This window comes from Micromonospora sp. RTGN7 (genome assembly GCF_033804645.1).
Lineage (GTDB): Bacteria > Actinomycetota > Actinomycetes > Mycobacteriales > Micromonosporaceae > Micromonospora.
The window spans coordinates 166887-193658 of the sequence record NZ_JAPZLF010000003.1 but is presented as its reverse complement, the minus strand read 5'-3'; the positions used below and the strand labels follow the sequence as shown (position 1 = coordinate 193658).

Here is a 26772-nt window from a genome sequence, read left to right as displayed (position 1 = left end):
GAGAGGCGTTGCCCATGACATCCGGGCGTACCACCCGCTGGCCGAGCGGCCTGATCGACGGCCATCCGAGCGGCGACCTGCTGCTGCCGAACTACATCGGCGGCGAATTCGTCACCGGCGGCACCCCATTCGCGAAGGTGTCGCCGGTGACCGGCGAGACGATCCTGCACGTCGCCGAAGCCGACGCGTCCACCGTGGACGCCGCGGTGGCCGCCGCCCGGGCCGCGCTGCACGGGCCGTGGGGCGCGATGGGCGAGGGCGAGCGGGCCGTCGTGCTCCGCCGGGTCGCCGACGAGTTGGAGCGCCGCTTCGACGACCTCGTCGCGGCCGAGGTCGCCGACACCGGAAAGTCGGTGACACAGGCCCGTACCCTGGACATTCCGCGCGGCGCCGCGAACTTCCGGGCGTTCGCCGACATCATCACGGCCACGCCGACGGAGTCGTTCACCACCGTCACGGCGGGCGGTGGGCGGGCGCTGAACTACGCGGTCCGCAAGCCGGTCGGCGTGGTGGCGATCATCGTTCCGTGGAACCTGCCGCTGCTGCTGCTGACCTGGAAGGTGGCGCCCGCGCTGGCGTGCGGCAACGCGGTGGTCGTGAAGCCCAGCGAGGAGACCCCCTCGTCGGCGACCGTGCTGGCTGAGGTGATGGCCGCGGCCGGCATACCCGAGGGCGTGTTCAACCTGGTGCACGGCTTCGGCCCCGGTTCGGCGGGCGAGTTCCTCACCCGGCACCCCGGCGTGGACGCGATCACCTTCACCGGCGAGTCCGCGACCGGCTCGGCCATCATGCGCTCCGCCGCGGACGGCGTGAAGGCCGTCTCGTTCGAGCTCGGCGGCAAGAACGCCGGACTGGTCTTCGCGGACGCCGACCTGGACGCGGCCGTCGAAGGCTCCGTGCGGTCCAGCTTCACCAACGGCGGCCAGGTGTGCCTGTGCACCGAGCGGCTGTACGTGCAGCGCCCGGTCTTCGACGAATTCGCGGCCCGGCTGGCGGAGCGCGCCGGGGAACTGGCGTTCGGCTGGCCGTCGCAAGCGGCGACGATGACGATGCCGCTGATCTCCGGTAAGCACCGGGAAAAGGTGCTCGGCCACTACGACCTGGCCCGCGCCGAGGGCGCCACCGTGCTGGCCGGCGGCGGCGTGCCCGCGTTCGGCGACAACCGCGACGGCGGCTCGTACGTACAGCCCACCGTCCTGACCGGGCTCGGGCAGGACGCCCGGACGGTCCGCGAGGAGATCTTCGGACCGGTCTGCCACATCGCGCCGTTCGACGACGAGGACGAGGCGTTCGCGCTCGCCAACGACAGCGAATACGGCCTGGCCGCCACCGTCTGGACCCGCGACGTGGGCCGCGCGCACCGGGCCGGTGCGCGGCTCGACGCCGGCCTGGTCTGGGTGAACACGTGGTTCCTGCGGGACCTGCGCACCCCGTTCGGCGGGGTGAAGGCGTCCGGCGTGGGGCGCGAGGGCGGCGCGCACTCGCTGCACTTCTACTCCGAACTCACCAACGTCTGCGTGGACCTCGGATGAACGCCGACATCGACGGCGCGGCCGCAGCGCTGCGCGACGCGTACGCCACCGGGGTCGCCCGGGCGCCGCTGCGCGACGACCTGCTACCGGCCGGCGACGTGACGGCCGCGTACGCCGTGCAGCAGGCGCAGGTCAGTGCCTGGCTCTCCGAGGGCCGCCGGCTGGTCGGGGCGAAAGTGGGCCTGACGTCGCGGACTGTGCAGGAGTCGTTCGGGGTCTTCCAGCCCGACTTCGGTGTGATCTTCGGCGACATGGCCGTCCCCGACGGCGCCGAGATCGACCCGCGCGGCCTGCTGCAGCCGCGCGTCGAGGTGGAGGTGGCGTTCGTGCTCGGCCGCGACCTCTGCGACGAGCAGGTCACCGTCGCCGACGTGGTACGGGCCACCGATCACCTGCTGCCCAGCATCGAGATCGTCGACTCGAGGATCGCGGGCTGGGACATCTCCATCGTGGACACGGTGGCAGACAACGCCTCCAGCGGCAGGTACGTGCTCGGCACCACCCCGCGCCGGATACGTGACGTCGACCTGCGGCTGTGCGGGGCCGTGCTGGAGCATGCCGGCGAGCCGGTCTCCGTCGGGGCCGGGGCGGCGTGCCTGGGCAACCCGCTGCACGCCGTCGCCTGGCTGGCGGCGACGCTCGCCGCGAACGGTCGGCCGCTGCGCGCCGGGGACACCGTGCTGTCCGGCGCGCTCGGGCCGATGGTGACGGTCACTCCGGGCGCCGCGTACGAGGCTCGGATCTCCGGCCTGGGCAGCGTCCGGGCCTGCTTCTCGAAGGGTGACGCATGACCACCGGCGTGGCGGTAATCGGTTCCGGCAACATCGGCACCGACCTAATGATCAAAGTATTGCGGCTGTCGAAGTCGCTGCGGATGGTGGCGATGGCCGGCATCGACCCGGACTCCGACGGCCTCGCCCGGGCCCGCCGGCTCGGCGTGGCCACCACCGCGACGGGTGTCGACGGGCTCGTCGCGATGCCGCAGTTCGCCGACGTCGGCATCGTCTTCGACGCCACCAGCGCGGGAGCGCACCGGCACAACGACGCGGTGCTGCGCCGGCACGGCACTCGGGTAGTCGACCTGACCCCGGCCGCGATCGGCCCGTACGTCGTACCCCCGGTGAACCTCGATGCCCACCTGGGCGAGCGCAACGTCAACATGGTCACCTGCGGCGGCCAGGCGACCGTGCCGATCGTCGCCGCGGTCGCCGCGGTCGCCGCGGTCGCGTACGGCGAGATCGTCGCCTCGATCGCCTCCCGCTCGGCCGGGCCGGGCACCCGCGCCAACATCGACGAGTTCACCGAGACCACGGCCCGCGCCATCGAGGTGGTTGGCGGGGCGGGCCGCGGCAAGGCTGTGATCGTGCTGAACCCGGCCGAGCCGCCGTTGCTGATGCGCGACACCGTCTACTGCCTGTGCCCGGACGCGGGCGCCGACCGGGCGGCGATCGCCGCGTCGGTGGAGGCGATGGCGGCGGCGGTGCGGCAGTACGTGCCCGGCTACCGGCTCAAGCAGGACGTGCAGTTCACCGAGGTGGACGCGCACGTGCCGGCGCTCGGCGGGCACTTCACCGGGCTGCAGGTCTCCGTCTTCCTGGAGGTCTCCGGCGCCGGTCACTACCTGCCCGCGTACGCCGGCAACCTCGACATCATGACCAGCGCCGCGCTGCGCACCGCCGAACGGATGGCCTTGTCGTGACCGACCTCTACATCCAGGACGTCACCCTGCGCGACGGCATGCACGCCATCGGGCACCGCTACACGGTCGGGCAGGTCACCGAGATCGCGGCGGCGCTGGACGCGGCGGGGGTGGCGGCGATCGAGGTGGCGCACGGCGACGGCCTTGCCGGATCCAGCGTCAACTACGGCCACGGTGCCGCGACCGACGCCGACTGGATCAGTGCGGCCGCGGCCGTGCTGACCCGCGCGAAGCTGACCACGCTGCTGCTGCCGGGCATCGGCACGATCGCCGACCTGAAGGCCGCCCGCGATCTCGGCGTCACCAGCGTGCGGGTGGCGACGCACTGCACCGAGGCGGACATCTCCGCGCAGCACATCGCGTGGGCCCGGGAGAACGGCATGGACGTCGCCGGGTTCCTGATGATGTCGCACATGGCCGACCCGGGCACCCTGGCACAGCAGGCGAAGCTGATGGAGTCGTACGGGGCGCACTGCGTCTACATCACCGACTCCGGTGGCCGACTCACGATGGCGGATGTGGCGCAGCGGGCGGACGCGTACCGGCAGGTGCTCGACCCGGCGACGGAAATCGGCATCCACGCACACCACAACCTGTCGCTGGGGGTGGCGAACAGCCTCGTCGCGGTCGAGCACGGGGTGCGCCGGGTAGACGCCTCGCTGGCCGGGATGGGTGCCGGGGCGGGGAACGCACCGCTGGAGGTGTTCGTCGCGGTGGCCGAGCTGAACGGCTGGCAGCACGGCTGCGACGTCTTCGCGCTGATGGACGCCGCCGAGGACCTGGTCCGCCCGTTGCAGGACCGGCCGGTGCGGGTGGACCGGGAGACGCTGTCGCTGGGCTTCGCCGGGGTCTACTCGTCGTTCCTGCGGCACGCCGAGAGCGCCGCCGGGCGTTACGGGGTGGACGTACGCACGATCCTGCTGGAGCTGGGCCGCCGCCGGATGGTGGGCGGCCAGGAGGACATGATCGTCGACGTGGCGCTGGACCTGGTCCGGCACGCCGGAAAGGACCCACAGTGATCGACACTCTCGCCATCCGCCTCGACGAGGCCGCCGTGTCACACACCGCGGTCGCGCAGTTCGGCGTCGACGCCGGTCTCGACGTGGCTACCGCGTACTCCGTGCAGGAGACCCTGGTGGCGCGGCGGCTGGACCGCGGTGAGGCCCTGGTCGGGCTCAAGCTGGGCCTGACCAGCCGCGCCAAGATGGCCCAGATGGGCGTCGACGAGGTGATCTGGGGCCGGCTCACCGACGCGATGCACATACCGGACGGCGGCACGGTGGATCTGTCCGAGCGCATCCACCCGAAGGTCGAGCCAGAGGTCGCATTCCTCATCGAGGGCGGCGCGATCGCCGCGATCGCCCCCGCCATCGAGATCATCGACTCCCGCTACGTGGACTTCCGGTTCACCCTGCCGGAGGTGATCGCCGACAACACGTCCGCGTCCGGCTTCGTCCTCGGGCCGTGGCGGCCGGTGCCGGACGGCGTCGACAACCTCGGCGTGCTGCTGGAGGTCGACGGCCGGGTCACGCAGATCGGCTCCACCGCCGCGATACTCGGCGACCCGCGCCGCGCCCTGCCCGCGGCGGCACGCCTCGCCGGGGAGCTGCGCGACGGCTGGGTGCTGCTGGCCGGCGCGGCGACCGCCGCCGTGCCGCTGACGCCGGGCGCGCACGTGCGGGTCACAGTCGAGCAGCTCGGCACGACGTCGCTGAGGGCGTCAGCATGAGCGGGGCACGGGTCGTCGCCGGCAAGGCGGTGCCGCGCGGCCGGTTCCCGCACGTCAAGGTCGCGGGCGGTTTCGCCTTCGTGTCCGGTACGAGCAGCCGTCGCCCCGACAACACGATCGCCGGTGCGACGGTGGACGCCCTGGGCACCGCGTCGCTGGATGTCGCCGTGCAGACCCGCGCCGTGATCGAGAACATGCGCGACATCCTGCGGGACGTTGGCGCGGACCTGTCCGACCTGGTGCAGGTCACCACGTACCTGGTCAGCATGAACGACTTCGGCGGCTACAACGCCGTGTACGCCGAGTTCTTCGACGAGACCGGGCCGACTCGCACCACCGTGGCCGTACACCAGCTGCCCCACCCGCACCTGCTGATCGAGATGCAGGGGATCGCGGTGTTGCCGGTCCGAGGAAGACCCCGAGCAGGCGAGGCTGCGGCTTGCCGGTGCAGCGGAGACGATGGCGGCGGGCGCTAAGTGCTCCGGTCCCTAAATCCTCCGCTCGGTGCCGAGCCAGCGGATGGTCGGACACGTACAGCCCTCGGCCGGCTACTCGCCGCCGAAGCCGGTCTCGGGGTGCCCGCGGACGTTGAGTTACCCACCCAGACTCAGGTTGTGCTGCTCGAGCGCACTCTGGATGATCTCGAGCGCTTTCGGCCCCATGCCGTGCAGCTTGGCCAGCTCGGCGCGCGACGCCCCTACAAGGTCACGCAGGGCCGTGTAACCAGCGTTGTTCAAGGCCCGCGTCGCTGGTGCACCGATCTTCGGCAGAGTGCCGAGGGAGGAATTCACGCTCTCCATCATGTCGCGTCCGGCCTATGGCTGCATCGTTCTCGTGTGGCGCGCCGCGATCAGCCGGACACGCTCCGGGCGGCCGACAACAGGGTGAGGGCGGCGCGGCGAGCGTGGTCGCCGGCGCCGACTGCGGAGTGATGTGCGGCGACGACCGTTGCACCCTCCAGCAGGATGAGCAACTGCCTCCCCAGGAGGTGCGGATCGGCGGCTCCGGCGCGGCTGGCGATGCCGGTCAGGAGTTCGAGGTAGCGGCCCAGGTGACGCGCGGTGATGGCACGTACTGCCTCGACATGGTGCTGGGCGGCAGCGTTCAGCATCGCGCAGCCGCGGAAGACAGGCTCGTCGTACCACTGCTGTAGTACGTCGAACCTGCCCCTCATCGGCCCTCGCAGCGATCGGGGCACTGCGGCTGCCTGGCCTGTCCCGTCCCGCGGCTGCCGCGCGACGTCCCACACTCAGGACCAATGAGGTCACCGGTCCTGCGCCAGGGGGTGCGGCAGGCGGCGCGACTGGCTCTGGGCACCGCCTCGGCCCTCGGTCTCGCGCGCTTCGCCTACGGACTGCTTCTGCCAGCCATGCGTGACGACCTGCAATGGACCCTGGCCGAAGCCGGGGCCATGAGCACCGCCAACGGGCTCGGCTACCTCGTCGGCGCACTGGCGACCGCCCCCGTCGTCCACCGCTTGGGCGCCGCCGCCGCTTTCCGATGGGGGATGGCCCTCACCGCGGTGGCGCTCGCCACGACTGCGGCCGGCGAGGACTACCTGGCGCTACTGACCGCGCGAGCCGCGGCCGGAGCGGCGGGGGCAGTGGTGTTCATCGCCGGTGGCGTGATCGCATCGCGCATCGCCGCCCGAGTCGCCTCCGGCGTGCCCATCACCGTCTACTTCGCGGGCACCGGGTTGGGCATCGTCCTCAGCGGCGCGACGATCCCAGCGCTAGGGGATCAATGGAGAACTTCTGGTCAACGCTGAAGATCGAACTCGTCTACCGCACGAGCTGGCGGACCCGCGACGAGGCCGAGAACGCGATCTTTGCCTACATCGACGGCTGGTACAACACCCGCCGCATCCAGAAAGAACTGGGCGACCTCAGCCCCGACGAGTACGAGACCGCCTGGCACCACCAACAGGCCAACCTGACCAAGCCAGATAACGTCACCCCTGCACCGACCGGCAGCAGGTAACCACCGCTCCATCAAAGCGGGGGGAACTCAGAGCAGGGCCTGGTACGCAGCCAGGATCGTCTGTCGTACGCGTAGCAGCGTTGCTCAGTGCCGGGGTCAGGTCGGTGATCAGCGCGTCCAGGCGGGCCTCCTCGTACACACCGTCGACGTCCGTGAGCCATTCGGTGGCGCCGGGGAGAGCGAGCATTTCCGTGAGGAACCGACGACCAGCATCGTCCCTGTCCGCAGTTACCAGCAGCCGCACGCCGGCGCCGGCCAGGCCGCGCAGGAGTGTCCAGGCCGCCGACGATGGCCGACCGTAGATGCACACCAGCGGCAGACAGGTCTGGCCGAGACGCTCGGCAGCAGCTTCCGCTACTGCCGGGTTCTCGCAGACCCGGACCACGTCCACGTCCGGGCAGGGTGCCCAGTAGCCACGTAGTGATCGGCTGGTCAGCCACAGTGGCTCGCCGCACCCGGCAGCCGCTGCCGCGATCCTCGTTGCCGGCGCGGTCCCGGAGAGCGGGAGGTTGAGGACCAGGACGGTGGCGGACACCTCGTCGCAGCTGATTCCGTGTCCGGCCCACACCTGGCGCCACCGGGCTGCGCCGAGCGCCGTGTCAGCGGCGGCTGCGGCGTCGGCGGGTACGGCGGTGGCGGCGGCGAGGAGGCGGGCGGAGATCCGGCCCAGGTCGGTGTCGCGGTCCAGCCGGTGCGGGTCGGCGAAGAGGCTGTTCGCCACCTCCGCCAGGGGTCGGCCGGTGCCGGGTAGCGTCTGCCACAGCCTTGTGAGGTCAGCGGCTCGGCTGGTGGCCAGGTCCGGGTTGGGGCGTTCAAGCCAGCGCCGGGTCCGGGCCAGTTCCACTGCGTGCGTGGGCAGCCCGGCTTTGTCGAGGGTGGTATAGGCGGATTCGATGGTGGCGGCCGCCAGCGCGGCGGCCTGCTCCCTGCAGCCGCGGACGTCGACGATTGGGCCGCCGGTGCGCGTCAGCAGGTCGAGCAGGTCGTCACCGGCGCGGGCCAGCGCGGCCCGCAGCTTGCCGAGGGTGAGCGGTCGGCCGGACGTTTCCCAGTCGAGGCCGAGGATCCGACCGACCTGCGCCCGTTCAGGCTCGGTGAGGGCTACACGGACGGTTACCCCGGTTCCTGTGCGGTGCTCTTCCAACAGCTTGCGGACTGCCACGAGTACCTTCTGCGGGCCGGCCTGAGCCGCCCATCGATCCGTTGCGGCGGTCATGCCGGCCCGCCCATGTCCACGGCGACGATGCTCGCTGGAACGCCCACGTCGTTGCCGTTGTGGTTCGACCCGGCTGGGCCACCTGTTTCGGCAATGGTGGTGAACAAGTCCGGACCGGCGTCGTCGGTTGGGCGACGCGGCGTGAGGATTCGGGTTGCGTAGTCGCCGACCGGAACCTCCTCTAGGGTTTTCCCAGCCCACAGCATCAGGGACAGATCAACGCCGTCGGCCGGTGCTGGGGCGCGGGTGATGATCCATAGCGCGGCTGTCGGGACCTGCGCGACCGCGACGAGCGGCGCCGGTCCGGCGAAGAGGAAGTCCAGGTCGAAGTCAATGAGCATTCGCATCATCGTGGCCCGGTTACCCGGGTCGACGCCTTCGAACGCCTCATCGAGCCACAACGGCCGCGGCGCGTCCTCCGATTCGGAGTACAAGGCGACCAGCGTCGCCAGCAGCGGCTGGAGGAGAGTGATCACCTTCCCGCCGCCGGAGTCGACGCCGTGGACCTTCCTTGTCAGGTCTTTCCAGCGGTTCTCGTCGTCGCCGTTACCCACCTTGTATTGGGCGACGATGTCAAACCAGGCTCGGTAGTCCAGGAGTTCCGCGAGGCGGTCGGTCCAGTCTTCGGTGCCGACCAGGCCGGCGTCTTGCGCCTCGCGCAGCCGGGCGCCGAGGAACAGCTGGATTTGCTGCTGTGCGCTTTCTGATTCGATCGATCCTTCCTGCAATGCCTTGAGGATCTTGAATCCCGGCTCCTGTCCTTCGGCCGGGACGCGGCGCAGCCGCAGCGTGGTCTTGTTCGCCCCAGTCGGATGCTTTCTGAGTACGTCGTTGACGACGTCCATGAGCTTGATGACTTTCTTCATCCGCTCGGCGAGATGGTCGATGAAAGTCGATGACAGCAGCTCGGTGTACATCTGGTGCAGCTTCTCGTCGTGGGTGCGCGACAGATCCTCGACCAGAATCTGTAGATGCCGGATGGCGTCAGCGGGATCGAGCTGGGTGCCGGAGGCGTCCACGATCAGGGTGACCGATGGCAGGGGATGCTGCTCGTCCGCCTCTGTGGTGATCACAGATCGGCCGCCAGAGGTTTCCAGAACTGTGCGAAGGTCGACTAGCGACGAGCCGAGCATGCGCGACAAGGCCGCCTCGGTTCGTCGGGCCTTTTCGTCGAGCCGCACCGGCCACATTTGAGGTCTTAGCTGGTCGGCAGCCGTGCGAGCATGCGCGAGCGCGGCATCCAGATCGCGGCTGTCCGGGGTGGTGAGGTTGCGGGCTGCGGCCAGGCCGGCGTCGACCGGTACCCACCATGCCGCAGCTGCGAGGTCCTGGCGTTCGAGAGCGGCGGTGAGGTCGTTGCAGCGCTGCTGCCAGGTGGAGTTCGCCTCCCCGGCCGCCGCCGAGCGGGCAAGGCCTTCGCGTTTGCTCGCCAAGATCGACGGCCCGTATTCCTCAACCTGGAGTTCTAGGCGTTCGGCCTGGGTGAACAGTTGCTGGGCGTCAGCGTCCACGGACTTTTCGGCCAACGTCGCGCTCACGTCTGCGGTCTGCGCTGTTTGCGCCTCATCCTCGGCGGTGCTGGCAGCCTCATGGACTCGGCTGTCCTCGATCGCGACCCGTCCGGCTGCGGCCATGACCGCCGACATGGCCGCCTTCTGTGCAGAGAGGGCGAGACGTAGACCACCGGCGGCGGCCGCAGCCTCATCGAGAGCCCCCGCGAGGGTGTCGAGTTGCTCCTCGCCGGTTGCCAGCAGGTGCTCGGCGGCGTACCTGGTCACCTCTCCAGTCGCCGCGTCCGAGACACGGCGGGCTTCCTGCTCGCGGCCGCGAGCGTCACGGTAAGCGCTGGATGCCTTATCCGCCTCGTCGGCTGCAGCAGTGTGTGCAGCAGCGGCTGCTACGACATCCGCGTCGGTAGGCGCTTGATCCGCTGCCGCCCGCAGGCTCGCAATCTGCTCACTGACCTGGTCCGCTTCACCTGCCAGCTGCCCAAATTCGGCCCGAAACCCGGTCGCCTGCGCGCGCAACTCAGTAATCTCACGGCGGCGGGCGGCAGCCCGAGCGGCGGTGCCGATGAGCTCGGCACCATGCGTCGCGGTTCCAGCCCGGCCCGCCGCGACGGGGGTCTGCCAGCGTCCGTCGGCGGCCAGGCAAGTCGGTGCGGTCAACGGCCCGTCGGTGGTGTATCCGATGCCGGCGAGGGTCCGCAGTACCGCGGCGGATAGGCTGCCGGCGTCCTCGGCCGGTTGCAGCACTTGCGCAAGGCTTCCCGTGCTGGCGGGGACGGTGCCGGGGACGATGATGAGTTCGTCTCCGTCGCGGTCCGGTGCCCAGACACCGTCGGGAGTCACCCAGGCGTCCAGCAAACCCGCGGCCGACAAGCTGGCCTCCACCCGGTCTAGGACTACTGGGTTGAGACCGTCGACCGGGTCGACCAGACGCCACAGCGGGGCGCCTGCATCGGACGGGAATGATGGCCGGGCACGACGGATCCACCGCACTGGCGGATCGGGCGTCGGGTCGCCGGCATTCTCGAGTGCGTCAGCGTCGCGTTCGGCATCGGCGGCGCGGGCGGCTGCGGTTTTCGCTGCGGCCCGTAGTTCAGCGACGCGGGTGGTGAGTGGCCGGGTTGCTGGGTCGAGCCACTCCCTGGCCAGCAGGCCGGTCAGTACCTCCCGTGGCCGGAGCGTTCCTGTCTGGGCCGTAACGGCGGTGATCCACACGTCACGGACTTCGACCGGCGGGCGCGCATCGCCGAGTGTTGTTGCCCACCGCTCCAGATCGTCGGACAGGATTTGCACTGCCTGCGCTAGGGCGTGCTCGGTGGCCTCCGCTACCTCGATCCGTTCCTTGAGCTGCTCCTGCGCCTTCTGAGCCACGTCGTCGAGGGCTTGCCACGCCGAGGACGCTCTACTGGCGGCACGGATCAGTTTCCGCAACGTGCCGACCTGAGCGCGGCGGGCGGTGATCGCTGCATCGAACCGGTCGACGTCGCCGGATGCCGCCCACTGCGGAACCTGGTCGCCGAGCCTGGCAACCGCCGCTGTGTCGGCCGCACGGCGGGCGGCGAGGTTCAGCTCCTGCTCAGCATTTCGGAGTTTTTCGTCGGCTTTCTCCTGCTCGGACTTGGCCGCTTCGAGGTCAGCGCGGGTCCGTCCGAGGTGAGCGGCGGCTTTCTCCGAGCGGCGTTTCGCCGCGTTCGCTTCCGTGCGCAGCCGCTTGGCGTCGTTGGCCCGCTCTACCGCGCTCGTGTACGCCGCGGAGCGCAACAACTGCATCAGTTCCATGCGCGTACGGTCGCGAGCTTCTTCGAGGTACTGGGTGTTCCTCGACTCCTCGTCCAGACGTTTGCGGGCCTTGTCCAGGGCGGCCTTCGCGGCGCCGACCTGGACACGTGCCTCTGTGACACCGGTGTCGGCGGCGATCAGGGTGTCGGCGTGCAGACGAAGGACGGCGTCGGCCCACGGCCGCCATGCCCGCGTGAGATAGACGGCGATTGCTTTGCGGGCCTCCTCGGCCGAGTCCCGATCGCGGGCCAGCTGTTCGAGTTCCTGCCAGCCGTGGGCGAGTTCGGTTACCTCGCTCTTCGCAACCGGTGGCAGCGCCGAGCGGATCTGTGTGGTGAACCAATCAGGGTCGAGCTTCTGCCCCAGGTGTGGGGTGCGCAGCACCTTCAGCATCTCGATCACGGTCGCGTACCGGTCGGTGTCGTCGAACCCGAACAGGTCAGTGGCGAGCCGCTCGGCGTAGGTCTGGCCCTTCGGGTACACAGTGACGCCGTCGACGGCTTCGAGAGCCTTGGGTTCGGTGACCGCCTGGCCAGCGGCCAGGTCTAGGCCGGCCCGGACCCGGGCGGTGCCGTGGCAGACGACCCACGCGCGGGTCATCTGCGCCACGCCGCGTTTGGTCTGGGTGTACAGCATGGTGGTGAAGAACTCCGGCATACCGAGCGAGCCGATCCGGCCGTATTCGACCCACGCCCAGCCGCGGTTCGTGGAGGCGGAGGCATCCCGCCGGTCTCGGTCGTCGGCGACCGGTTCGACGTAGTACCGGTACTCCTTGTCGGACTGGCCGAACGTGTCGACGTATCTGCGGTCAAGGCTGCCGGCGAGCATGAGCAGGGTCGTCAGCGCCATCAGCGTCGACTTGCCGGACTGGTTCTGCCCGACGAACTGGGCGCGGCCGTCGGCGAACCAGTACTCGGCCACGTCGAACTCCCACAGGCCGACCACCCCGGCGCGCAGCACCTGCCAGCGGGGGCGGGCCGGGTCGGGCAGGCCGGCGGTGGTGACCGCATCGCGCCACGCGGCCAGCTGCGCGTCCGTGGCGGCCGGGCCTGGGGTCGACAAGCCGGTCGTGGTCATCGAGTCGTCTCCGTCGGGTCGATGAGGGTGACGTCGGGGTCGCGATACCGGCCTGCTGCCGGAGACAAAGTCCATGACTGGTCTGGGCCGACGCGCAGCAGGCCGAGCTCGGTCAGGATCCTTTCCGCGTCGGCGCGGACCGTGCCGGGCACGGTCTTCTGGTCCTTGGACATGTACTCGCCGCGCCAGCCGATCAGGTCTTCGACGACCTCGTCCACCTGCCCGTCGGTGAGTACCACCGTGCCGGACGCGGTACGGGTGCCATGCCGTCCAGCAAGGTCAGCCATCAACAGCGCCACCCAATCAGCCGCTCGCGCGCGCGGCCAGTCGGCCACGGTCGGCGACCGATCCGGGTCGTCGGGCAGCACGAGGACGAGACCTTCAGCGCGGGCCTCGACCGTCCCGCCGGTCATTTGCGCGAGGTCGGTGGTGCGCAGCCCGCGGGCCCTACGCAACGCGTCGGCGTCCTGCTCGTCCAGATCCGCGTACACGACGGCCGGAGTTTCCAGCAGGGCACGCAGCTGCCGGACCGTGCGGGTTGCGGCGACCTGTTCGGCGTCGATGTCCTGCGGTTGCACGGCAGCGGCGAGCACATCAGGACTGGTCAACAGCAGCAGCGCGTCCCGGTCAACCTCGTAGCCGACACCGGGCCCGGCCCCGTCTTCGGTCCAGTCGTAGAGCATCTTCTCGTCGCTGGTCCGGCGGCGCAGCACGCCCCACCCGGCGAGTAGGGCAGCCGCGTCACGCAGCAGCCGACGCTGCGGCTTCTGCTCCGGGTCGTAGCCGGTAACGGTGACCCCGGGTGTGGAGGTCAAGTCCCGCACCATGTCGGACAGCCGCTGCAGCGTCACCGTCCCGGAGATCTCCTCGCAGCATGCGGCTAGGCAGCAGACGAGCGAGAGCAGCCGGCGGCCAGGTGCGTCCACCGGGCGGGGTGGGGCCGTAACAGTCCCGGCGATCGGAACCCGGATCAGGCGTACGGCCCGGCCGACCCGCTGGATGCGGTACCCGGCCCGACGGGCATGCTCGGTGATCTGCCGCTGGTGGCGCAGGACGTGTCGGTGCAGGACCCGGTTCGTGGCCGGAGTAACGAGTGGCTGGGCGAGCAGGCCGAGGAACGCCTGCTGCACCTCCCGTACGGACGCGGAGGTAGATGTGTTCACGGCCGGCTCCCGGCTGGGGTGATGTGCAGGACGACGTCGGGGTGTACCAGCCGGCCGTCCGGTGTGTGCACGACCGCGGCCGGGACGCCGTCCTCCGGCGGGTCGGCGCGCAGGAGCCACCGGGCGTCGCCGGTGGTCGCAGATCGCCGGCCGGTGCCGTCCGGTTGGGCGGCGGCGACCGCGCCGAGCAGGACCAGCAGCATTTGCAGCTCGGCGGAGGTCAGGTCCCGCCACTGCGACAGCCGTTGCCCGGAGCGGGCGAGGAGTGCCGATTCGGTGATTGCGGCCTGCGCGGCAGCCTGTGCGGCCCGTTCGCGGGCAGCGCGTTTCGCGCCGGTCCGGTCGGGAATCCGCGCTGCGGTCCCGGTCGTTGCTTTCGGGCCCTGCTTGCGCAGGCGGGCCTCCACGGGGATCGGATCGGCATCCCAGAACGACACCGCGCCGGGGTTGCCCGCTGGTGGGTCCCCTGCGCCCGGCAGATGCCGAGCGGAGAATAGCCCGGTCGAGCTGCACCACAGCCGCCAGGCGGCGTCGTCGTCCGCGGTCGATTCCAGGCGGGTGGCCAGCTCGATGAGTTCCGCTCGGCGAGAGACGTGCCCGCCGACGGCGGCCAAGGTCCGCTGCCCGCGCAATAGCGGTCCGATCGTGTCGCGCATCTGTCGGCGTAGTTTGCGGGCCTGGCAGTCCGGTCCGTCGAACCAGCGGTGCAGCGTCTCTAGGGTGAGCAAGTGGGTGTTGACGAGCGCTTCGATCGCAGGCTCGTCCGCGTTCGCGCCTAGGGTGTGCACAGCGATGCGCCGCCACACTGGTATCGGCAGCATCGCGAGCTTCGCCGCGAGATTGGTGATCGCTTCTGAGTGCGTGTCGACGCCGGCGCCCCACATGTCCACGTAGCGGCGCAGGGTCTCCTGGACCGTGGTGATCTTCTCCAGTGTCGGCGGGCCAGCGAGCGCACCGGCGAGCCGAGCCTGCCAGCCGGCGGCGGCCTTCACCATTGACTGGTGCGTCGTCGCGATCACGGACCAGGCAGCCGCCGCCCCCGCCGGATCTGCCTCTGAGCTTTCGTGCAGCAGGGCCAGGTTGGCCATCAGGATTCCGGGGGCCAGGGTTGCAGCGGCGGCTGCGGCGGTGTCGTCGCCGAGGGACGTGATCGCCCGGTGTAGTTCGGCGACGGTCTCGGTCAGCTGGTACCGGTCCCGGTCGAGAACGAACTCCGCGTCTCGGACCGCTTTGTCCTGGAACCGGTAGACGACACCCCACCGTTCGAGTCGGCCCATCCGATCCTTCAGCTTGAACGCGGGATCGTCGAGGAGCCCCGGATCGACACCCAGCACCTGCAGACGGCGGCGCAGTAGCCCGGGAAGCTCAGTGGCCGCGACCCCGGTCAGGGTGTGCTCCTGCTCGGCGAGCAGCACATCGACGATCAGCCGGTACTGGGCCGAGAACCGGCTTGTCAGATAGCTGGCCTGCAACAACCCGCCGGGCAGCCCGGCCAGCTGCCACAGATCCGGGCCGTCAGCCGACCGTTCCTCATGGTCGTCGAGCTCTGCGCCGTCCGGCCGCACTCGCATCCCCTTCCACACCACATCCCAGGGCTCGCGCTCCGGGCAAGCACGAGACGCGCTTGTCAAGTCCAAGAACGAGCCGCTACGCGAGCATAATGTTGCGCATTGTCACATCCGGCTCGCAAGGGCGCCCGGCGACCTACTCGACCATGATCGACTGGTCACTCGTAGCGCCAGCCGGCCCCTGACCAGTGCCGCATGCCCAAGCTCTAGGTTTTGTCGGGTCACCGACAGTCGCAACCTGAACAAGGCGCACGGCACTTGGCGTTGTTGGGCTTCCCAGGTTCGGCCTACCAGGAGGTTTCCCAAGCCCGACACCGCGCGGTTGTTGTGTAGATCGTGCGCATGCGTTGTCGGACGGCGTCGGCGACTTCGCCGCCGCTTCCTGAGAAGCTCGGGGGGCGGCCACCGCCGGATCTGACCAGGTCGATGACTTTCTGCCTCGTGTCGATCGCGACGACCTTCCAGCGTCGGCCGCTGAAGATCAGCAGCATTCCAGGGGTGATCGGGTTGTCGACAGGCAGCGATCCGATGGTGCGGCCGTCCGCGACGATGCCGACACGGCAACACCAGCACCCGACCCACCTCATCGAGACGACAGAAGACCCTCTACGTCCGAGAGGACCATCTCCTGGACAGGATTCGACACGACAGCTGCCTGCGTCGGCACCACCCGGCGATGCGCGACCAGGATCCAGACAGCGTCGCGTGCTACCTGCGGCTCAACAACATGATCATCGTGTGTGACCACGACGCCTGGACCATCGAAACTGACACGGCGGTCTTCCCGCTCACCGCCCCGACGAGCGTCCTGACCCGCACAGCAAAGATCTCCGCCCAACGGGACGGGGATCGCCCGAAACGCGAAGAGAAATCACGCTTCATGGGGAAAAAATGTGTCCGAGGGGCAACACAAACCAAAACCCAACATGGCCCGACGCTGTCGACGGCGATCCCGTTGATCTAGCGGCGGACCTAAGCGACGCCTCAGCCTCGACACCCTCAGAGTACTGGGGGACGTCTGCCGGGTTGGGTGACACGCCGGTCAGCGTTCGCGGTCTGGTGGTGGTCGAGGGTCAGGGTGTTGGGGTGGCAGCTGGGTGGGTGGCTGTGCCCGCCGGACCAGCGAGGGCGACCAAGCGTTCATCGTCATGTCGGCCACCACCCGCCCGCCCTCGACCAGCCGTTCACCCGGTGGAGCGTGCGCAAGCTCGCCGAATACCTGGCCCGGCCACCTTGCACGCTGATCAGGCTTCCGGCCTGCGCGCGGTGACCGGGCGGCCGTAGGCCAACAGGGTCCACATCGTCGGCTACCGTACTCGGCTGTAACACACCTCTCCCGTCGATGTCCGCTCAGCCGGTCCCGGCGCCCTCCGGTTGCGCATCGATCATGTGGCGGTTGCCGCGAGGTCGTTCAGTGCTGCGTTGATGACGGGCCAGCACATGCTGACCGTATCCCGATCTGGAGCGTGGCCAATCTTCACCTGCGCGTTCGGGTGGACGAGGTTGCGATACTCCCGCAATTTTCCGGCGAAGCCGCGGACATCGGCTTGAATCCACTTCTCTCGGTGGGCCGTTTCAATGAGGTCATGCAGCGTCCACCGCTCAGGCGGTTTCTCGGAGCCCGACATGCGGGCCTTCACTGCGTCGAGCAGCACGCCTTCGAGGAGGCTGCCGAGCATGATGACGGCGCTGGCGTAGGCGCCGTTGCGGTCGCAGATGCGGGCTTCGTTGAGCCGACTTTCGAGCACGGTGGCAAGGTCGGCGTCGCGGACGAGGTCGGCCATGGCGACGTGCAGTATCACGTCTGGGGTTTGCTGTTCCTGGTCGGTTGGCGGCTTGTAGGGCCGGATGATGGGTCGTCCTTGGCTGTGCGCGATCTCAAAGCCTTCAGTGGCGAGGATCGTGTTGAGTAGTTGGGTGACTTCCGCCGCGGCGAGGGGTTCGTTGCGGTGAACGTACTCTCGCCGGTCGGCGAGGCGGCACACGAAGGCGTCGATCGCCCCGGGCACGTGCCGGCGAGCGCGGAGTTGGTTGGTGAGCCAGGCGCGGCGTGGTTCGTTGTTGTAGCGGGCTACGTTGTCCCAGCCAGCTTGCTGCAGCAGCTTGGGCAATTCTCCGCCGCGCCGGTAGACCGGGTAGTCGTCTCCCCCGCAGGCGACACGGGCGACCTCGTCGAGGGCGTTGTCGTCAATGTCTTCAAGCACAGCGTCTCCTAGGAGTCGTCATCATCGTTGGACAGGAGGGTCGGTCTCCACCGTGCTTCCTGCCGGGGAGCTGCGGGCAGTGAACGCGGTTCGATCCGTCGTTGCTGCAGCTGTTGCCACAGGGGTTCAAGCGCCGCGGTCGAGTCGAGCAGGTACTCGCTGTCGCGGAGGCGGATGAACTGCCAGCCGGCTCGGCGTAGCTCGCGTTCACGGTGGAGTTCCTGCTCGACCTCGTCAGGCTGTAGAGGTCGGCTGGGCGTATCACATTCGACGGCGAGTCGTCCGTTGTCGCCGACGACGACGAGGTCGATGGTGCGGTGGTCGACTGGGTACTGGGGCACGACGGCGTAGCCGCGACGGCGAAGTTCGAGGAAGACTCGCTGCTGCAGTAGCGAGTCAAAGGGTTCCGCGCGGGTGTCGGCGGTGATGTCGTCGAGGTCGGGGTCGATGGCGAGGGTGGCCGGCGGGTGCAGCATGTAGGTCAGCAGAGAGTGGCGTAGGTCGGCGGGGTTGAGGCTGCTGGCATGCACGGAGGCGAAAAGCCACAGCTGATCCCGGGCGCGGGTCACAGCGACGTTGTACCGGCGTTGCTCTGTTCGACTGGTCAGGGCGCGTTTGGCCTTGGTGACGACCATCGAGAGCATGACGATGTCGCGTTCGTCTCCTTGAAACTCCGGTGGTTGACCCACACGGATTCTTCGCCGTCGGATCTCAGTGGAATCGATGCGCTCGTTGAGCAACTGGTCCAGAATTTGTGTCTGTTTGCCACCTTGCAGCGCGATGATTCCGATGCTCTTGTTCCGGTACCTGGGATCGTCGATGATCTTAGCTAGATAGTCAATCACCGTTTCAGCTTCAACTTGGTTTCGCAGAGTGAAATTGCGTCCTATCTCTACACCATCTTCGACGTGAACCACCTTGAGGGGGTCAAGCCGATCGGCACCGAACTGACGAAGGGGGATCAGGCGGTTGTCGTAAAACTGCGCGGAGGACCATCCGATGATCTCGGGCATGCATCGGAAGTGTTCGGATAGCCGGACCACGTCAGGAAAACGCGTGGACAGAAGCTCATAGAGGTTGGAGGTGGGGCTGAAGCCGTTGCGCAGACTCAGGGGCATGTCGGCGAGGTGACGGTCCAGGCTCTCTTCCCTGACCTTCAGTTCGGTTGCTCCCTTGAGGCCGGGGGCACATTGTTTGTCGTCCCCGACGACGATGACTCGTGGCGCCAGCCACAGGAGGAAGAGGTCATCGATGCTGGCTTGGCTGGCTTCGTCGACGATGACCACGTCGAAGATATCCGGGCGCGGCGTGATGGTGTCGGTGACGGTCGCCAGGGGCATGACCCATGCGGGGACGGCCTGCTGGGCGTCCTGCATCGCTTCTCGGGCTGCCGCGAGATAGCGGTCTTTGCTCTTTCCTTGGCCGCGACCGAGGCCACTCATGTTGGTCTTGTACGCCTGCAGCGCTTGCCGCTGCCGCTCCGTCATACGAGTCAAACATTGAAGGAGGGCTTGCTTGCCCGCCAGTTCCGCGGTCGCAGTGCTGAGCTGGGCTTCTATGTCGTCTATGCGTTGCTCGTGGGTGCGGTCGGCGTCGGGTTGCCGGACGAGCCGATGGTAGGTTGCCGCCGCGCCCCAGGCCCACGCCGCCTCGATCTCATCGAGCCGTTGGCCCCAGATCGGGTCGTCGAGATTGTCGGTCAACTCCTGAGCTAAGGCCGGATGGGCGTCGACGAGCCGATGGTAGAGGCTCTCGCTGCGATCTTGGGCTTCCTTGTCGTCCCTGGCGCGGTCGAGGGCCGCTCGAGCGACGGCATAACGGTCGACATCCCGGTGGCGCAGCGCCGCAGCGACCTCGGTTACCTCAGGGGCTGACTCAGCCTGCAGAGACCAGGTCCACACTGTTTCGCTGGTGCGGGTCAGGGTTTCGGTAGCGTGCCGTGCCCCAGCGATGACCGATCGTCCTCGAGCGATGCGGACCAGAAGGTCCCAGTCTTCAGGGCTGCGGACTGCGTACCTGATGTTGTGGCGGCGCAGTACCTGCTCGATCGCGTCACGAGCGGCGACGAGTGACCGCAGGGCGGAGGCGTTGTGCGAGACGTCATCGAGGTGCGCTACCCGTCGGCGAAGCGGCCCGTATACGACGGGCACACCAACCGGCACCCATGCCTCCAGTGCGGCGGTAACGGCAGCCTCGGCCTTCAGAAAGGTGATCAGTGCGGCGAGCTCACTGGCCGTCGACGGTGCAGCGCCGTCGATGGTGCACACCTCCAGCAGGTCCGTCGCGTTGAGCTGCGCGCGGGCAGGTAGGTACCGGCGGAGTCGACCTCCCCTGGAGAAATGGCTACGCAGGCGTTTGGCTTGACCAGCGAGACGGTTGAGGTTCGCTGCGGTCAGCGGCGTGGTGCCCAGGTCGATGTCGCTGCCGTTGAGTGCGGCGAGTGCACGGACGTGCGGCTCAACATCTCGCAGTTCCGTGAACAGTGCGTCCCAATATGCAGGACTGCGGCGCGCGAGGAGCGCGTCTGCGGCGCTGCGCCGCCAGTCCGACTGCTCCCAGTTCGAGATGAAGTCGGGCAAGCCGCAGATTGCCAGGGCGTCGGCTGCGGTGTCGACATGTCTCTCGATATCGGCTAGGGCGGCGTCATCGAGGGTCGCCATGGCCCAGCGGGCACCAGTATGGTCGGGGCCGAGAATCCGCTCCGCCTGGTCGATCTTGGAAATCAACGCGATGATCTCAGCCGCAGGCGGGACCATGTTGGCTCCAGGGACACGTTGTCGGGCGCGTGCGATGCGTTTCTGCGTAGCCGAGGTCAGCAGGTTCCACAACTCTCGGGCCTCACCGTCCAATAGCGGCACACCTGCGGCGGCGCTGGCAGGCAACGGGTCGATCCAGCTATGCCGATCGCGTCCTGCGGCGATCAGTTCGACGAGTGTCGCCAAGGTGCCGGTGTATCCCGGGGCTACCGAAGGATGCGTCAGGTACTCCTGCTCGCGGACGAACCGTAGGTCTCGGACTGCCTGGGTGAGCGCGATGGTGAGGTCGTCGCGTCGGTCGCGCAGTTGTGCGATGTCTCGGCGGAGTTCATCTGGACTGACAGTTGCGGCTAGTTCCGACAAGGCGGTGATGCTGCGCTCGAGTTCGCTGGCACCGGCACGCTGCATTCCCGTCATGAGGACACAGAGTTGCCTCACGGCTGGTGGGAGCTGGTCTCGCAGTACCCGAAGTGCCTGATCTTTCTGACTTGTGATCAGCAGACGTTGACCGTCGGCCAGCAGGGCACAGATCAAATTCGCGATCGTGTGCGTCTTGCCCGTTCCTGGCGGGCCCTGCACGACGACGGTGGTGTCAGCACTTAGCTTCTCGAGCACCCTACGCTGCTCGCGGTTGCTGGCAAGGGGGAACAACGGATCACCGCTGACGCTCGGACGGTCACTGCTGCCTGCGTGTTTCAGCATGGTCAGCCGATGTTCCGGCTCAATGGAGGTGACCAGCTGCGCCAGTCCGAGAGGTGCCGGACTGTCCTGCCGATCGAGGCTGTCCGCGATCGCACTGTAGAACCTCTCCAGTCCGCTGCGGTCGCGAGGACGCAGGAACAGTGCGGGAGCCACTGTCAACTGGGCTTCGTCGCCCTCGGCGAGGGGCGGCGGCTCCCACTGATCCGCGGCGAGTTGAAGCGGTCGGTCCCAGAATCGCCGTTTCCACCCCGCCAACCACTGAGACAATTGCGGCGAAAACGGTTGCAGCCCGACGGCTTCGGTGTCGGACCAGGGCAGGCGGCCCCGGCTCGCCTTGTAGCCGTCATCAGCGGTGAGGAAATCCTGGTGCTCAACCCTTACCCGTTGGTCGACGGCAAGAACAACTTGCAGTGCGTCGGTTTCCGGATTGCGGGCAATCCTTACGTTCCAGATGAGCAGATGGCGACGAACGATCCACCGTCCCTCGAAGCAGGAGCTGAGAAGGCCGACACCCAGAACCAGCTCCTCGGTGTCAATTCGCTGCAGAGCTTCGCGTTCGAGCCGCTCCAGCTGGTCGTACCTCGCACGCTTCGCACGCGTGCCACGCTCATACTCAGCCCATCTCATCCAGCGGAGGAGCACGCTGTCGTAGGCTCGCTTCACGGAGTCAGACTGGACAGATTCAGCGGATACCGTACCGCTGAACCCATCGCTCAACTGGGGCGCAGGGCCTTCAGGGTTGATCCACTGCGTCTCATCGATCAAACCCCGCAGGGCCGTCGGCAGTACGGGAGGGTCGGACGGCGATGGGGAGTCAATCTCCACAAGCACGGGCGCGCTTGATTGCACTTTGGGCTCTTGCAAGGCACCCAACCAGTAGACGACACCGTCGTCGAGCGGATTCCGATCTTGTTGGCGGTAGGCCTTGACCTGCTCCAACAGGTAGGCCACAAGGCTACGGGTTAGTCGTTTCACGTCCGGACTCATCAATGACACAGGCTCCGACACACTGCCTCCTCGGGGCTAGCGCAGCCCAACAGGATGCACGCAGACCACCACGCAACGCAACATCCTCAAGGAGTGAAAATCGAGACCGCCCGCCTTTGAGAGCACCGAACGGAGCCAGCGGGGCACGAAGCGACCCTGCAGGGCCGTCCAGGATGGACTGGACAGTCGCTGCCCCTGCAGCCGACACAACCACCGCTGGCCGCAAGGGTCCTGCCATGGCCTCCACACCCCTGGGCAGCGGCCGCCTCCGTGCAGGCGCACCGCTTCCGGCCGAAGCTGTCACGCCGGCGGAAGGCGGTCACCCGGGTTCAGACGAAGATCCACCTCCGCGGTGAACGAGCGATCACCCTGCTCAAGACCTTGAAGCTCCTGCTCGTAGTCCGAGACTGGACTGTGCTTGACCGCGAGTTGCGCTTGATCAGGTGTACGTCCGTGAGGCTCTGCTGTCATAGGATGGGTGCTGTGACGGGTGTGGAATTGATTGTCGCAGCGCTTGCTGCCGGTGCGGCGGCGGGCTCGACGGACGTGACGAAATCCGCAATCTCGGATTCTTACATCGGATTGAAGAACCTGCTGCGACGGCGCCTGTTGGGTCGGGATCGGGCGCAGAAAGCACTCGACGCAGCGGAGGTCGAATCCGATCAATGGCAGGCGCTGCTCATTGCAGACCTGGCAGAATCCGGCGCTGCCGCCGACGAGCAAGTGATCACCGCAGCGCGCCGCTTGTTGAGCCTGGCAGAGCCGGACGGGGCAGCGGCGGCAAGCTACCAGGTGTCAGCCGACTATGCCAAGGGAGTTCAGTTTGGCAGCCACAACACCCAGACCAACACATTCAACTGAGCCACCGCCTCGGCAGCCACCTCGAACACGATGACGGACACGACACCCGGTTGGCGGAACGGCACGGTCGTCGGGTTGGACGCGGACCACGCCTACGGCGTGCAGGTTGGCGCGAACAACACGCAGTACAACTCGTACGGCTACGTGCCGCCGGTCGTCCGCTCCGCCTACGTCGAGCAGATACGCCGGATCGTCCCGCCCGATTTGAAGGGTCGGGACGCCGAATTGGCCGAGCTCGGGGCCTTCTGCACAGGCGAACCCGACTACCGCTATGCGTGGTGGCGTGCCCCGGCTTGGGCCGGCAAGTCTGCACTGATGTCATGGTTCGTGCTACACCCGCCGGTAGGAGTCCGAATCGTCTCTTTCTTCGTGACTGCACGCCATCACCAGCAGAACGACCGTAGGGCGTTCCTCGACAACGTCCTCGAACAGCTCGCCGACCTGCTCGAACATCGAGGACTTCCCGTCGGCCTGACCGAATCGACGCAGGAGGCGCACCTGTTGAACATGCTCAGTTCAGCTGCGGCCGCCTGCCAAGCGGCGGATGAACGGCTGATCCTTCTGGTCGACGGGCTGGACGAGGATCGAGGAGTCACGGGCGGGCCTGATTCCTACAGCATCGCCGCGACCCTCCCCCGACACCCACCGAGCGGTCTGCGTGTCGTCGTGTCCAGTCGGCCGGACCCGCCGCTGCCCCCCGATGTGTCGTCCGACCATCCGTTGCGGGTTCGATGCGTAGTCCGTGAGCTCGGGCAGTCGACTTACGCAGAGGTAGTACGGGCCGACGCCGAACGGGAACTGAAGAGGATCATGTACACCAACGGCACCGAACGGGCCATCCTCGGGTTGATCACCGCCGCGTCCAGCGGTCTGTCCGTGGCGGACCTTGCGGAACTGGCCGACGAGGACCAGTGGGTGGTGGAAGACTCTCTGACCAGTTTCACTGGACGTACCTTCAGCCGGGCGGGTGATTCCTACGTGCTTGCTCACGAGGAGTTGCAGTCCACGGCGAGGAAGCTTCTCGGCCCGTCGCGCCTACGCGACTACCGGCAACGGCTGCACGAGTGGGCTGACCGTTATCGCGAGCGAGGCTGGCCCGTCGACACCCCGGAGTACCTCCTGCTCGGCTATTTCCGGATGCTCTCCGACCAGGGCGACCACACGCGGATGGTGCAGCAGGCCACCGACGCAGGCCGGCACGACCGGATGCTGGACCACACCGGCGGTGATGCCGTTGCCTTGGACGAGGTCGCGCTCGCTGAGGAGGCGTTGTCGGCGGCCGACGACTGTGACCTGGCTTCGCTGTGCCGGCTGGCGTTGCACCGCGCCGACCTTGAGAGGCGCAACAGCCACATACCCCTTGACCTACCCCGCCTGTGGGCCGCCGTCGGCAACGTCACGCGCGCCGAGGCACTGGTCCGGTCGATATCCGAAGACGGTGGGATGCGCGGTGGCGCGCTCTCACTTCTCGCGCCCGAAGCTGCGGCGGCAGGCCACCACGCCCATGCCGAACGGCTCGTCAGCCTAATACCGTCTCGTCTCCTTGTAGCCGAGGATGAGCCTGGCAAAGCGATCGGCGAAGTCGCCCGCCGCCTCGCCGAGGGCGGTGAACGTGAGCGAGCGCTCCGGGTGGCGCTCAGCGCACCGGCGCCTTTCTGGCAATCGCGGGCACTCGCCGGAGTCGCCATCGGTGTTGCCCGCGCCGGCGCAAGCCTGGCCGAGGCGGAAGAACTGGTCTGGCAGACTCCGATGCCATACTGGCGAGCCCAGGCGCTGGGCACTCTGGGACAGGAGGCTGCCCGCTGTGACGAACCCGGCCTCGCTGACCGTCTGACCGACAGCGCTATGGCTGAAGTCGACGCATTGACGAACAGCGACGACAAGGCCCTTATTTACGCCTACCTGGCGGATGGGCTCATCCGCTCGGGTCGGCCAGACCGGGCTCGTCAAGTCGCGGACCACGCCATCCGGGAAGCCGCACGTGTGCATGAACCACGGCGGCGCATCGATTCACTGACAAAGATCGGCCCATTTCTGGCGACCATCGTTGACCGTGCCGAGTTGGCGAGCCTCGCTAGCCTCGCCGAGGCGGCACTGACCGATTTCCGAGACAAGGGGGAAGCCCTTCCGGATTACGTGTTAGTGCGGCTCGCCGCCGCCATTGGGTCGGCTTGGTACAAAGCGGGCGAGCCCGAACGTGCTGCAGCAGTGGTCAATTCCATCGTGGAGAACTCTGATCAGGCAAAGGCCATGCTCGAGGTGATCGGATCCGCTGCCGCGGCGGGCGATCTTGATTACGCCAGACGGCTCGCTGACGCCCTTCCCGACGCCGACGTCAGAGACCAGGCATACGGCAGGATCATCGTCCAAGCAGCTGATGAAGTCGACGACAAAGATCTGGCCGGATTGATAGACGCGATCACCAACCGCCGGAAGCGGGCGGCCGCGCTGACTAGTTGGGGCTATCGCATAGCGAGGCGTGGCGACAGGCAAACCGCGACCGAACTCGCCGAACGAGCGGAGACGATCAGCCGTTCCATCAACGACTCCCGAACCGAACTCGAGCTTCTCGTGCCCCTGGTCTCGGCACTCGTTACCTTGGGCCACGTCGAGTCCGCCCGCAAAACTGCTCAGCGCGCCACCTTACTCTTCCGGATGGGTCACAAGACGAGTCCAAGCAACTTAGACCTCGAGAAACTCGCCCGCGGGGCAGCCCTGACAGAAGATCTCGAGACAGCACTGGAAGCCACTGAACTGATCAGCGAACCGCAGCGCCAAGCGGCAATGTTGATCGAACTGGCGTCATCCACCAAAGGAACTCACAAGCTCCGGCTCGCCATCGGACCACTGGCCGCCGCCGAAAAGGCCGCCAAAAGCGGACAACACCTCCCTCACCGCGCGATGCAGAAGATCTTGACCGCGTGGTGGGTACTCGGCGAGGACGAACGTGCGGAAGCACTCGCAAACTGGATGGCCGACAACGAAGGCACCGACAAGCCCTCGCCTCCAATCACCACGCCGGTCAGCTGGCCGACGTTCAGTAGCACTACTGAACGGAAGACCTCGCTGGCGGCTCAGGCACGTGACCAAGGCCTGGCCGAGGCGGTCGATGCCGTGGCCCAGGCCGGAAACTTCACGCGCGCGGAGACGTTGATCAACTCTATTGTGGACCCGTATTTTCAGGCCGAAGGGCGAACGAGGCTCGTTGTATCCCTGGCTCGAGCCGGCCACGGTGACCGCGCTGACGTGCTTGCCCGGACCGGCGGTACTTCCTATCAGCAGGGCCAGTGCCTCCAGAAACTCGCCGAGATCTTCGTCGAGCAGGGAGCCACCGATGCGGCCGAGCGGGCCATCCAAAGCATAGAGGACGGGTTCAGCCAGGCTCGGGCATCGATCGCGGTCGCACGCAAGATTGAGCCAGCCCGGGCCAAGCCATTCCTCGTATCACCCATCCGCCAAAGGCGCCTGTCCGAGATTCTCGACCTACTCGCCATGGTCTGCCCGACGGCTGTTGAGGCTATCGCCGATCACATGCTGAGTGACAGAGCCACCCGAGCCAGGTCCCATCCAGGTTAGCCGTACGGCGAGAAAGGGGCCCCGCCGTTTCACCCTTTCTAACGACCTCGTGCACGATTGACTGTTGTGAAGAGCGGTTCTTCACCGGGGGATCAGCATCAGTCAAGCTGTCTACACAACACAACGATGACAACAAATATGCGAAAGCAAATTCGCGTTTCGTTACTGTTAGACGACGACGCTGTGCTCAGCGGAGAGCCGCTTGAGCATCCCGGCTGACGCGATGGTTAGCACCTCGGCGTACTCACGGGTGTACTCGAAGTCCTTCGTGACCTCGTCCTTGCGGCCCTCCCTGCTCATGGTGTTGAACAGGTCCTCCACCTGTGGGGACGGGGCGGGCGGCTTGAGGCCGACGCGCGGACGGACGAACGGCAAGGCGGGTGCTCGACACAACGGTGGTCCCTGAGTGGGGTGGCTCGTCTCGGGCAGGTGAGC

20 protein-coding genes and 1 pseudogene are annotated in these 26772 nt (G+C 67.7%); 12 read left to right on the top strand and 9 right to left on the bottom strand.

Going from position 1 to position 26772, the window contains the following annotated elements; all coding sequences use genetic code 11:
• The first annotated feature begins 14 nt into the window (after nt 1-14).
• Genes SNR22_RS06295 through SNR22_RS06270 form a run of 6 tightly spaced genes read left to right on the top strand, consistent with a single transcriptional unit; the run spans nt 15 to nt 5436 of the window.
• Entirely contained in the window at nt 15-1532 is a 1518-nt protein-coding gene (locus tag SNR22_RS06295; RefSeq protein WP_320065504.1) for a 2-hydroxymuconic semialdehyde dehydrogenase, read from the top strand.
• Nucleotides 1529-2323 (top strand): 2-keto-4-pentenoate hydratase, encoded by a 795-nt coding sequence (locus SNR22_RS06290; protein WP_320065503.1) that lies wholly within the window; start codon nt 1529-1531, stop codon nt 2321-2323. Before SNR22_RS06295 ends, SNR22_RS06290 begins: the two co-directional genes overlap by 4 nt.
• Nucleotides 2320-3231 carry an acetaldehyde dehydrogenase (acetylating) gene (locus SNR22_RS06285; protein ID WP_320065502.1) on the top strand — a complete coding sequence of 304 codons (912 nt, stop codon included), beginning with the start codon at nt 2320-2322 and terminating at the stop codon, nt 3229-3231. Before SNR22_RS06290 ends, SNR22_RS06285 begins: the two co-directional genes overlap by 4 nt.
• Entirely contained in the window at nt 3228-4250 is a 1023-nt protein-coding gene (dmpG, locus tag SNR22_RS06280) for a 4-hydroxy-2-oxovalerate aldolase (RefSeq protein WP_320065501.1), read from the top strand. The genes SNR22_RS06285 and dmpG overlap by 4 nt, the downstream gene beginning before the upstream one ends.
• Nucleotides 4247-4960, top strand: a complete 714-nt coding sequence (locus SNR22_RS06275) for a 2-keto-4-pentenoate hydratase (protein ID WP_320065500.1) — start codon at nt 4247-4249, stop codon at nt 4958-4960. The genes dmpG and SNR22_RS06275 overlap by 4 nt, the downstream gene beginning before the upstream one ends.
• Entirely contained in the window at nt 4957-5436 is a 480-nt protein-coding gene (locus tag SNR22_RS06270; RefSeq protein WP_320065499.1) for a RidA family protein, read from the top strand. The genes SNR22_RS06275 and SNR22_RS06270 overlap by 4 nt, the downstream gene beginning before the upstream one ends.
• Nucleotides 5437-5553: 117 nt before the next feature.
• Here SNR22_RS06270 and SNR22_RS06265 read toward each other — a convergent pair whose 3' ends face one another.
• Together SNR22_RS06265 and SNR22_RS06260 are read right to left on the bottom strand one after the other, a co-directional pair.
• Nucleotides 5554-5751, bottom strand: coding sequence for a helix-hairpin-helix domain-containing protein (locus SNR22_RS06265; protein ID WP_320065498.1), 198 nt, complete (start codon nt 5749-5751; stop codon nt 5554-5556).
• A 59-nt stretch (nt 5752-5810) separates the two neighbouring features.
• The gene (locus SNR22_RS06260) at nt 5811-6134 is read right to left on the bottom strand and encodes a hypothetical protein (RefSeq protein WP_320065497.1); all 324 of its coding nucleotides are present in this window, start codon (nt 6132-6134) and stop codon (nt 5811-5813) included.
• 84 nt (nt 6135-6218) lie between these two features.
• On the opposite strand from SNR22_RS06260, the gene SNR22_RS06255 reads away from it, so the two are divergent.
• Both SNR22_RS06255 and SNR22_RS29345 read left to right on the top strand, forming a co-directional pair.
• Complete coding sequence (locus SNR22_RS06255; RefSeq protein WP_320065496.1) at nt 6219-6728, top strand: YbfB/YjiJ family MFS transporter; 510 nt, start codon at nt 6219-6221, stop codon at nt 6726-6728.
• Nucleotides 6704-6940, top strand: a complete 237-nt coding sequence (locus SNR22_RS29345; protein ID WP_413775600.1) for an IS3 family transposase — start codon at nt 6704-6706, stop codon at nt 6938-6940. The genes SNR22_RS06255 and SNR22_RS29345 overlap by 25 nt, the downstream gene beginning before the upstream one ends.
• Here the strand turns inward: SNR22_RS29345 and SNR22_RS06245 are convergent.
• The 4 genes from SNR22_RS06245 to SNR22_RS06230 are packed head-to-tail and all read right to left on the bottom strand — an operon-like array spanning nt 6912 to nt 15254.
• The gene (locus SNR22_RS06245) at nt 6912-8102 is read right to left on the bottom strand and encodes a TIGR02679 domain-containing protein (protein ID WP_320065495.1); all 1191 of its coding nucleotides are present in this window, start codon (nt 8100-8102) and stop codon (nt 6912-6914) included. The two genes, SNR22_RS29345 and SNR22_RS06245, sit on opposite strands and share 29 nt — an antisense overlap.
• A gap of 50 nt (nt 8103-8152) precedes the next feature.
• Nucleotides 8153-12520, bottom strand: coding sequence for an SbcC/MukB-like Walker B domain-containing protein (locus tag SNR22_RS06240; protein WP_320065494.1), 4368 nt, complete (start codon nt 12518-12520; stop codon nt 8153-8155).
• The gene (locus SNR22_RS06235) at nt 12517-13683 is read right to left on the bottom strand and encodes a TIGR02678 family protein (protein ID WP_320065493.1); all 1167 of its coding nucleotides are present in this window, start codon (nt 13681-13683) and stop codon (nt 12517-12519) included. The genes SNR22_RS06240 and SNR22_RS06235 overlap by 4 nt, the downstream gene beginning before the upstream one ends.
• On the bottom strand, nt 13680-15254 hold the full coding sequence (locus SNR22_RS06230; protein WP_320065492.1) for a DUF2397 domain-containing protein: 1575 nt from the start codon (nt 15252-15254) through the stop codon (nt 13680-13682). The genes SNR22_RS06235 and SNR22_RS06230 overlap by 4 nt, the downstream gene beginning before the upstream one ends.
• 673 nt (nt 15255-15927) lie before the next feature.
• Between SNR22_RS06230 and SNR22_RS06225 the strand changes: the two genes are divergently transcribed.
• A complete protein-coding gene (locus SNR22_RS06225; protein WP_320065491.1) occupies nt 15928-16215 on the top strand; it encodes a hypothetical protein in 288 nt (95 codons plus the stop codon).
• A gap of 421 nt (nt 16216-16636) precedes the next feature.
• Here SNR22_RS06225 and SNR22_RS06220 read toward each other — a convergent pair whose 3' ends face one another.
• Together SNR22_RS06220 and SNR22_RS06215 are read right to left on the bottom strand one after the other, a co-directional pair.
• Nucleotides 16637-17455: a hypothetical protein gene (locus SNR22_RS06220; protein WP_320065490.1), complete on the bottom strand. Its 819-nt coding sequence runs from the start codon at nt 17453-17455 to the stop codon at nt 16637-16639.
• 8 nt (nt 17456-17463) lie between these two features.
• Nucleotides 17464-21864 carry an AAA domain-containing protein gene (locus tag SNR22_RS06215; protein ID WP_320065489.1) on the bottom strand — a complete coding sequence of 1467 codons (4401 nt, stop codon included), beginning with the start codon at nt 21862-21864 and terminating at the stop codon, nt 17464-17466.
• Between the two features lie 315 nt (nt 21865-22179).
• Between SNR22_RS06215 and SNR22_RS06210 the strand changes: the two are divergent.
• The 3 genes and pseudogenes from SNR22_RS06210 to SNR22_RS06200 all read left to right on the top strand — a co-directional run.
• Nucleotides 22180-22305, top strand: a pseudogene (locus SNR22_RS06210) (IS5/IS1182 family transposase); the annotation flags it as partial.
• A 78-nt stretch (nt 22306-22383) separates the two neighbouring features.
• Nucleotides 22384-22761 carry a hypothetical protein gene (locus SNR22_RS06205; protein ID WP_320065658.1) on the top strand — a complete coding sequence of 126 codons (378 nt, stop codon included), beginning with the start codon at nt 22384-22386 and terminating at the stop codon, nt 22759-22761.
• 30 nt (nt 22762-22791) lie between these two features.
• Nucleotides 22792-26337 (top strand): hypothetical protein, encoded by a 3546-nt coding sequence (locus tag SNR22_RS06200; RefSeq protein ID WP_320065488.1) that lies wholly within the window; start codon nt 22792-22794, stop codon nt 26335-26337.
• 168 nt (nt 26338-26505) lie between these two features.
• Here the strand turns inward: SNR22_RS06200 and SNR22_RS06195 are convergent, their stop codons facing one another.
• A complete protein-coding gene (locus SNR22_RS06195) occupies nt 26506-26712 on the bottom strand; it encodes a hypothetical protein (RefSeq protein WP_320065487.1) in 207 nt (68 codons plus the stop codon).
• Nucleotides 26713-26772: the final 60 nt, after the last annotated feature.

What these genes read in the sequence shown, in the direction of transcription:
- SNR22_RS06295 (WP_320065504.1), top strand. Translation starts at nt 15, where the DNA reads ATGACATCCGGGCGTACCACCCGCTGGCCGAGCGGCCTGATCGACGGC.
- SNR22_RS06290 (WP_320065503.1), top strand. Translation starts at nt 1,529, where the DNA reads ATGAACGCCGACATCGACGGCGCGGCCGCAGCGCTGCGCGACGCGTAC.
- SNR22_RS06285 (WP_320065502.1), top strand. Translation starts at nt 2,320, where the DNA reads ATGACCACCGGCGTGGCGGTAATCGGTTCCGGCAACATCGGCACCGAC.
- SNR22_RS06270 (WP_320065499.1), top strand. Translation starts at nt 4,957, where the DNA reads ATGAGCGGGGCACGGGTCGTCGCCGGCAAGGCGGTGCCGCGCGGCCGG.
- SNR22_RS06260 (WP_320065497.1), bottom strand. Translation starts at nt 6,134, where the DNA reads ATGAGGGGCAGGTTCGACGTACTACAGCAGTGGTACGACGAGCCTGTC.
- SNR22_RS06255 (WP_320065496.1), top strand. Translation starts at nt 6,219, where the DNA reads ATGAGGTCACCGGTCCTGCGCCAGGGGGTGCGGCAGGCGGCGCGACTG.
- SNR22_RS29345 (WP_413775600.1), top strand. Translation starts at nt 6,704, where the DNA reads ATGGAGAACTTCTGGTCAACGCTGAAGATCGAACTCGTCTACCGCACG.
- SNR22_RS06240 (WP_320065494.1), bottom strand. Translation starts at nt 12,520, where the DNA reads ATGACCACGACCGGCTTGTCGACCCCAGGCCCGGCCGCCACGGACGCG.
- SNR22_RS06230 (WP_320065492.1), bottom strand. Translation starts at nt 15,254, where the DNA reads ATGCGAGTGCGGCCGGACGGCGCAGAGCTCGACGACCATGAGGAACGG.
- SNR22_RS06225 (WP_320065491.1), top strand. Translation starts at nt 15,928, where the DNA reads ATGCGCGACCAGGATCCAGACAGCGTCGCGTGCTACCTGCGGCTCAAC.
- SNR22_RS06200 (WP_320065488.1), top strand. Translation starts at nt 22,792, where the DNA reads ATGACGGACACGACACCCGGTTGGCGGAACGGCACGGTCGTCGGGTTG.